The organism is Anabaena sp. UHCC 0187 (genome assembly GCF_009712035.1).
In the GTDB taxonomy this organism is placed as follows: Bacteria; Cyanobacteriota; Cyanobacteriia; order Cyanobacteriales; family Nostocaceae; genus Dolichospermum.
The window spans coordinates 1-7981 of record NZ_VILB01000049.1; the positions used below are offsets into that span (position 1 = coordinate 1).

2 protein-coding genes and 1 pseudogene are annotated in these 7981 nt (G+C 38.8%); all 3 read right to left on the reverse strand.

The window, feature by feature from the left end; all coding sequences use genetic code 11:
* Positions 1–2591, reverse strand: a 2591-nt coding sequence (locus FJR11_RS23125) for a caspase family protein (protein WP_168508008.1), incomplete at its 3' end; no start/stop codon positions are given.
* A gap of 294 nt (positions 2592–2885) precedes the next feature.
* Positions 2886–6116 carry a helicase-related protein gene (locus tag FJR11_RS23130; protein WP_168508010.1) on the reverse strand — a complete coding sequence of 1077 codons (3231 nt, stop codon included), beginning with the start codon at positions 6114–6116 and terminating at the stop codon, positions 2886–2888.
* Positions 6117–6671: 555 nt separating this feature from the next.
* Positions 6672–7981 (reverse strand): annotated as a pseudogene (locus FJR11_RS23135) (DUF1156 domain-containing protein); the annotation flags it as partial.

The following is a 7981-nucleotide window of genomic DNA, read 5'->3' on the forward strand; positions in this document are numbered from 1 at the left end:
TAATCGTGATCAATGAAAAAAGAGGAAGAAATAGAAAATTTATAATTATGAGAATTAAGCGGAGGTGAAATTTGTTTTCTATGTTTTAGAGATTTAAGAATTATGTCACTATTCCAGTGCCATACTTGAACAATATCTTCTTCTTGATGAATGGCTAAGAGATTGCTATCTAAACTAAATGATATAGCTGTTGCCATATTTTTATATTCATTTTTTAAATTTACTAGAGGACGAGCTAATAGACTTAATCCTTTTCTTAAAACCTGATCTGTTTCTACAGAGTGATAGCGTTTCACAGATTCTACAGCTAGTAAAACACTACGTTCTAGTAAACGTGGTTGTTGATTTCGTAGTAGTTCTGATTGTGCTGCTAATTGGCGTGCAAGAGCAATTTTACGCTGTTCTTCTGCTTCTTCATATAACTTTTTCCAACGCTGTTCTTGCTGAATTTGATACTCTTGACTGTTTTGAATAAACTCTTTTGCTAAATTCGATAGAGGCACAGTATATACCTCATTATGAAGAAATTTCTCACTTTCAGCTAACCTTAATCCTGTTAATAAATAATCCTGAGATTTCTCTTTGTCTTGCCACTCTTCTGCCGCAGCCTGAATCTTGCGCTCAGTTCTAATAGCCTCCCGATTATTATCCAGCAACTCCCTCAACCTTGACCAATGGCGAATCAAAGCTTCATGGGATACATCCACTACTGCCACTTTTTCTTCACCTCTGCGTTGTTCGCTAGTGACGATTAACTTCGCTAGTGCCAGCTTTTGAATTACCTGCCCTACCAACTGTGCAGATTTACCCAAAGAAACTAAATCTTGCTGCGGAACTTGCTTGCGTGTGTCTAGTGTACCTTCCCCTAACTGGGTCAAATTAATAAAAATCAAGTCCGTTACCCGTTGTTCTTCAGCCGAAAGTTCTTTGTAAGTTTTTTCTGCCAAATTTTCTACGGTTTTTCGCACCCCACCTAATTGGTGATAACTATCTAGCTTCAACCAATTCAGTTTCTGTCGTTGCCAAAGCTGCTCTAAAGTATATGACAACAAAGGCAACATTCCCGGTTCAGGTTCTTGTGTGGGTTGCCCTACCTCAACTCCCAAGTCTTTGAGAATAGCATTGATTAAATTTTCTTCTACCTTCCGTCCTAGTTTCGCTGCCGGTTCTCGGATTGCTTGCTGCAACTCTTCTAAAGACATGGGAGTTACCATCACCAGATTGGTTTGAATCAAATCAGTTAGCTCATGATATGCAGCACACTTACCCAAGAAATCATCACGCATAGCAAATATTATGCAGAGTTTATCTTCTGTTTGTTTGAGCGCTCCCAATAAACTAGAAATAAACTGCTGTCGATCGCTGTGGCTCTGACAAACGGTAAAAATCTCTTCAAACTGATCCACAATTAGTAGGGTGCGAGGCGATTGCGATGCTCTAATTAATCTTGCTAGTCCCGTTTCTCCTTGTGCAATCGCCTCCTCTGCCACTTTTAGCTGTTCTGCACGCTGCATATCTGTGGCTAATTCATCCAGAAATGCTGTTGCCAAACTCACCAGAGGTTGCTCTCCTGGGCTAAAAATCCGAATTTTCCATTGCTCAGTTTCTGGTAATCTGCGCTGTTGCTGTAACTGGTAAATCAACCCCGCCCGCAGCAAGGAAGACTTACCACTCCCCGATACGCCCAGCACTGCCAAAAAATTTCCCTTACCCACCTGAACGTGCTGAATCAGCTTTTGGGTCAATACTTCCCGCCCATAAAAATAGGTAACATCTTCAACATCAAAGAAGTGTAACCCTTTGTAAGGACAAACTCCATCTGGGATGTTGATCGCAACATTTCCCCGTTTACCGGTGAGTATGATTTCCTGGATGGGGTTATCCCAAATCGGCCGCTGGGGAACATCCTTGAGGTTTTGGTCAATATACGCAATTAAATTGTCATTATTGACCAACCCATCTGGCTGTTCTCTAGGGTCAAGTCCTTGCCATAGTGCTTTGGAAAATACCCCATGCTTTCCAGCAATATCTTCTTCAGTAGGTTCAAATTCTCTCGATGCAGTTATGAAAAACTGCGTCTGTTTTTGAGGCCATGTCCCTGATAACAGTTCTCCACTGTAGCAGCAGTCCAGCCAGACGATTTGCTGCTTGACGGGACTTTTTTGCAATAGTTCTCGCAACCATCGCAGGGAAACAGCCTTACTAGTGTTTCGTCCATCAAAATCGCTGGTACACAAAAAACCTTCAGTTACCCCCCCGAAATTTGTGCGAAAACCATGACCGATAAAATATAACAGCGCTGTTTCTGGAATATTTTCGCCTTCTGGTTTGAATAACTGCATGATCGCATCTCTCAAAATCTCAGATTTGACCCCACCACTAACATCACGAATATCAGATGTGACTCGACGCTGTTCACCCTGAATCGTTTCTGGCAGTCGCCGCACGCGAAAATCACCATATTCTTTTAAACGTTGCGCGATCGCTTCGGCATCGTTAGCAGGGGTAAAAAGATGTTTCGCTTTGCTTGTTGGAGTATCTTTCAGGGAAGGATACTGATTAATTCCCACTACCAGCGCATCTCGATTCATGAGGATGATTTAACACAGTTGAGTTAAGTAGGATCATAGGTTGGATTGTAGCAAGATCCCGAAGGATATGAAACTAAACCCAACAAATCCTGAAAATATTGCGTTATTCTACTACCAAGAGCGAACTGCAATCAATAAGTTGTTATAATTTGCGATCGCCTGATCAATAGTGTGCCTTTAAGCATTTAGTGGCCTAGTTTGCTTACCGATTATTTACCTATTTAAAAACCATCATTTGATGTATTCTTTTTTGTATTGATTATTTCTTAATTCAATTGACACTCTATATTGTGATTACAAGTTCTGAACTAAATGCAATAATTCTGCAAACAAAGGTTCCCCAAAATTTATTAATCTCAGAGAAGGTATTTCATCAAATACATCTGGGTAAAAAGTAATCATGTATTCCCGGTTTTTATAGATAAGTAACCAAGTTCTTTCCCCGTTTGGCTGAAAAATCACCCCAGCAGATTTTAAAATTGTTGATGTGGTAAATAAATGCTCAATGCTTTCTGGTGTGAAGGGAGTGGGTGGAATAGGCTTTTGAATTTCCGCTAAATCAGCATCCAAATCCATTGTCACCATTGCTTCAATTCCTGGACGTAAAGGCGCGTCTAATACTGAATCAAACTCAGACATCAACACATCCTCTTCTTCTGGATCTGCGCTCATTGCTGCTTGTTCAATGAAGGTGGGAACTTGGGCTAAAATGGGTTGGAGATTACCAACAACATTGGCAAAGGCATTGATGCGATCGCGCAATTTTCTATAAACTTTTGCTTCTACAGTGCCATCATAATAAAAATTGTGAATGCGGACAGTTTCATACCTTTGTCCAATTCTATCAATTCTGCCAATTCTTTGTTCCACACGCATGGGATTCCAAGGCATATCATAATTGATTAATACCCCACAATTTTGCAAATTTAATCCTTCTGATGCAGACTCAGTACAAAGCAGAATTTTAATTTCATCCTGGCGAAATTTGCGTTTAATTTCTTCTTTGGAAACTACACACCAAGTAGGTTCACTGTTCCCTGTTGAATGTTGAGTGTTAACTTTTAATAATTCCCCACCACGTCCAGAATAACAAGCTACTTGACTGCCATATAATTCTTTTAAAGCATCTCGCAGATAGTCCATTGTGTCTGTATATTGAGTAAAGACAATAGCACTTTCTCTTTGGCTTAATTCTTGACGTAAAATCTGAATAAAATGGGAAAGTTTACTATCTTCTCCTGTATTTTCAAATTGCTGTAATAAATCTTCTAAATATTGAATTTCCTGGGGGTCTACTTCTTCAAAGAAAGATTCCATCCCAGAAATTACTGCATCATTAGCTTCATCAATATCGGCATAATCATCTTCTGTAATAAAACTGCCTTGTTTAGTTAATAAACAATCTAAACCCCGTTGTAAAGATGCTTTGATAGCGTAGAATGAACTGGTTAAACGTTTCCTATACAAAGTCATCAAAAAACCGCGACAGGTACGCTGATCTTTTTGTGCTAGTCTGTAAAAATGACGGACATAATTACTAACAGCTTGGTAAAGCGGAACTTCACGGTTAATTTCTAAACTAATGGCATTATCTTGCACAATTCTACTAGGAATATCTTGGGCTAATAATCCGCGTTGATAATATTGTCTCAATGTATCGCGGGTATGACGAAACATCAAATCTTTTAAAGGGGTATTAACTGTTAAATATTGTCGGGAAGTATTGATAAAATCTTCATCTGCTAATAATTGTTTATGATTAGAGATTTTTTTACCCCGTTGCCATAAATCTTGCATTTTATAAGCAAGAATCTTATCTTGTTGGTTTAAAAATTGCTGTAACCGAGAACAAGGTTTTCCCCCTTGTTGAAAATAGTCACTAGACATGACTTGCCAAAAGTTCAGGATTTCTGGTTTTACACTACTTGGTAATGATTCAAAATAATTACAAAAATTATCTCCATAACTCCAATGTCCTTGTATTCCTAGTAAATTTAATAAATCAAAAACTTCTATGGCATCAATTTGCATGGGAGTAGCAGAAAGCAGAATTAAGGCTTGAGTTTTATCCTTTAATTGCTGCATTAATTCTAATAAACGATTCGGTGTTTCTTTGCGATTTTGAGGGCTTTTTCTTCTTGCGTGGTGTGCTTCATCTAATATGACTAAATCCCAAGGTTCTGCTGCTAGTAATTCCTGCATTCTTTCTTTTCTCCGCACTAAATGAGAAGAAGCGAGAATTAAATCTTGGCTATTCCAGGGATTTATTAACTGTTGATTATTGACTGTGGAATGTTGACGGTATTGTTCAGTTAATAGTGAACTGTGAACAGTGAACAAATTTTGATTGTAACTCCAAAAATGCAGATTGAATTTTTCTCTTAATTCTTCTTGCCATTGTGGTTGGACACTTGCAGGGGAAAGTATGAGTACCCGTTTGGCTTTTTTAGCTAGGAGAAGATAACGCAGAATTAGTCCTGTTTCAATGGTTTTACCTAATCCAACTTCGTCGGCAATAAGAAAACTTTTAGGAAAGGTTTCTGCTACCCGACGCAATATTTTAATTTGGTGTGGCCAGGGTTTTATGGGAATTGATTTTAAACAAAAGTCTAAACATCCAGGATGTTGATGAATATTCGCTAGTTGATAAAATGCTTGTTTTTCTTCTTCGTTGATGACTGTTGGTTTTTGATTGTTAACTGATGACTGATGACTGTTAACTATCAATTGTGAACTGTTAACTATTAACGGTGAACTGTCAGCATTTTTTATTGGCCGAGAATCAAATTCAATTTGAGGATTCCAGATAGGTTTAGATGTTGGGGCATAATTTAACAATTTTTGTTGTACTGCTTCGGGAATTTCAAATACGCGCACATTGGGGGATAAGTCATACCACAGTTGTTCAAATCTGGATACCTCTTCTTCTACTCTATCTAACTCTCTTCCTCCTTCCCAGGAACAATAAACGTGAAATGATTCGACGTTTTTCTCCCAACCGGCAATAGATTCGTTATTAGAACCATTAAATGCTAATTTATCACCGTTGCTATCTGTAAAGATGCCGACTTTTTCATGAAATATATGTTGTGGATCTAGTTGTTGAATGCTATTTTCTGGAAGTCCATTTTCTTGGAGAGGAATGGCTATTTTGATGTCGAGATATTGATTTTGAATTAACCAACTGAGTATTTCTAAATGTTTGAGTTGGGCAAAGTTTTCGGGTGGTGTTAAGTCGGCATCTAAACGAGTTAGTAAGGCATCCCGTAATGCGTATCCTTGTTCTATTGCTTGCAAGTCTTGGGGACTAAATTGGCATCCCATCATTAACCGGATTTTGCCTTGGTTATGTAGCATTGCCCCTAAACCTCGTGCTACTTTACTTAAGATAGCACTGCTAAAAAAGCCTGATTTTCTGTCATATTGGATGGCAGATTCTAAAGCAGGAATATAGAAGTCAGCAATGGTATTGTGGGTGTTGCTGGAGTAGCTAATTTTCCAGTGGTTATCGCGTAGGGGTTTCAATTTTTTAACTAATTAATGTTAACATTTTAATTGTCTGAATCAGGATTTTCAGGATTTAAGGATTTTCAGGATTGTTATTTACCAATTGTCTGTGAGTTGATAACATTTTAATTGTCTGAATCAGGATTTTCAGGATTGTTATTTACCAATTGTCTGTGAGTTGCAAATATTTAATTGTCTGAATCAGGATTTACAGGATTTTAGGATTTTCAGGATTGTTATTTACCAATTGTCTGTGAGTTGATAACATTTTAATTGTCTGAATCAGGATTTTCAGGATTTTAGGATTTTCAGGATTGTTATTTATGAATTGTCTGTGAGTTGCAAATATTTAATTGTCAGTTTACTCTCTTTATTATATTACATAAATTTAATCAATTATGATCCTCACAAATAAACTCATCCTGTAAATCCTCTAATCTTAGAAATCCTGATTAAGACAAAAATTAATATCCTGTAAATCCTCTAATCCTGGAAATCCTGATTCAGACAAAAATTAACATCCTGTACATCCTCAAATCCTGAAAATCCTGATTCAGACAATTAAAAAATTTATCAAAATAAACTCATTTGTCCCCCCTGATTATCTAATGGTATCTCAGTTTGTTGATAGGAGACTTTAGCTTTAATTTCATCCATTGCTAACCACAAATCTAATAAAGCTTTCTCTTCCAAAATGCGTTTCTTTTCATCTTTAATGTGGGGAATTACTTTTAACGCTACTTCAAATGTCCGCATAAAGGAATCATTGCTAACTAAGCCTGTATTTTTCAGAAATCTCCGCACTGGTTCTGTATTTTCTTCTGCTTGGTAAATGGCAATAATCGCGTGAAGTCCATCTACTAAATATCTGCCCGAAAATTCTGTATCAATAGTAGAAAAGGCGCGTTTTTTTAACCGTTGTTCTGGGGTGAGTAACTTACAAAAGCCACTACCAGAATCTAGTAATTTATGGGTTTTAACTAAGTCGGAAACATCAAAACCTCCCACTGCTAATGCTAATTGTCGGGCTTCATCAAAGGGAAATTCCCGCGCTTCAAAGGTATCCCAAGCGAGGATATACCATTGGGTGAGGGGGTCTATGCCGTTAAAGTCTTTACCTGCTAATAGCTTTTCTAGTCGGTATGCGACGATGGTTTGGCGCACTTCTTCAAAGGCGGCTTTGGGTTCTACTGGGTTGCCAGCACTGTCGAGAATGGAACTGTAGCGGGTAAACACGCTTAATGCACTACCAAAGGCTGTTAAGCATAGGTCAATACCTGGGGGTTTGACGCGACGGCGTGGGTCTGCTACTCTGTCTGCGGCGGGACGGCTATCTGCTGTTAAGGATTTTTCGATTTCTGGGGCTTTCTCAAAGACGATATTACGCACTTCAATGCGGACATCATCCCACCATGCTTGTTCAGCGTTGGGTTGACGTTTGCGACAGACTAAAAGCACGGTGCTGGATACGGCGTTTTTCTGTGCTTGGTGGAGGTTTTGGGGGCTTTCGGTGCTGACAGCCCATGATGCGGTGATTTCAAAGCCTGCGTCTATCAGGGACTTGGCTAGGACATCCCATGCACCGGAGTCTTTATGGTTGAATTGGACTGTCATTACGCCGTCGTCCCGTAATACGCGGTGGTATTCGGCGAAGGCCATGGCCATTTTGGCTTCGTAGTCTTGGTTGGCTAGTTCTTCTGGGGATATTCCCATGTTACGGAAGCGGAAAGGATTAGCAACAGCTTCTCTCGCTTTTTCGGTAAGTTCTGACCAAAATAGATCAGGAAAAATATCACCTAGCGTGCGTTTCATCCAAACATAAAAGAAATCAGAAAGATCCGCATAAGGAATAGTGGCATAATAAGGCGGATCAGTTACAACCC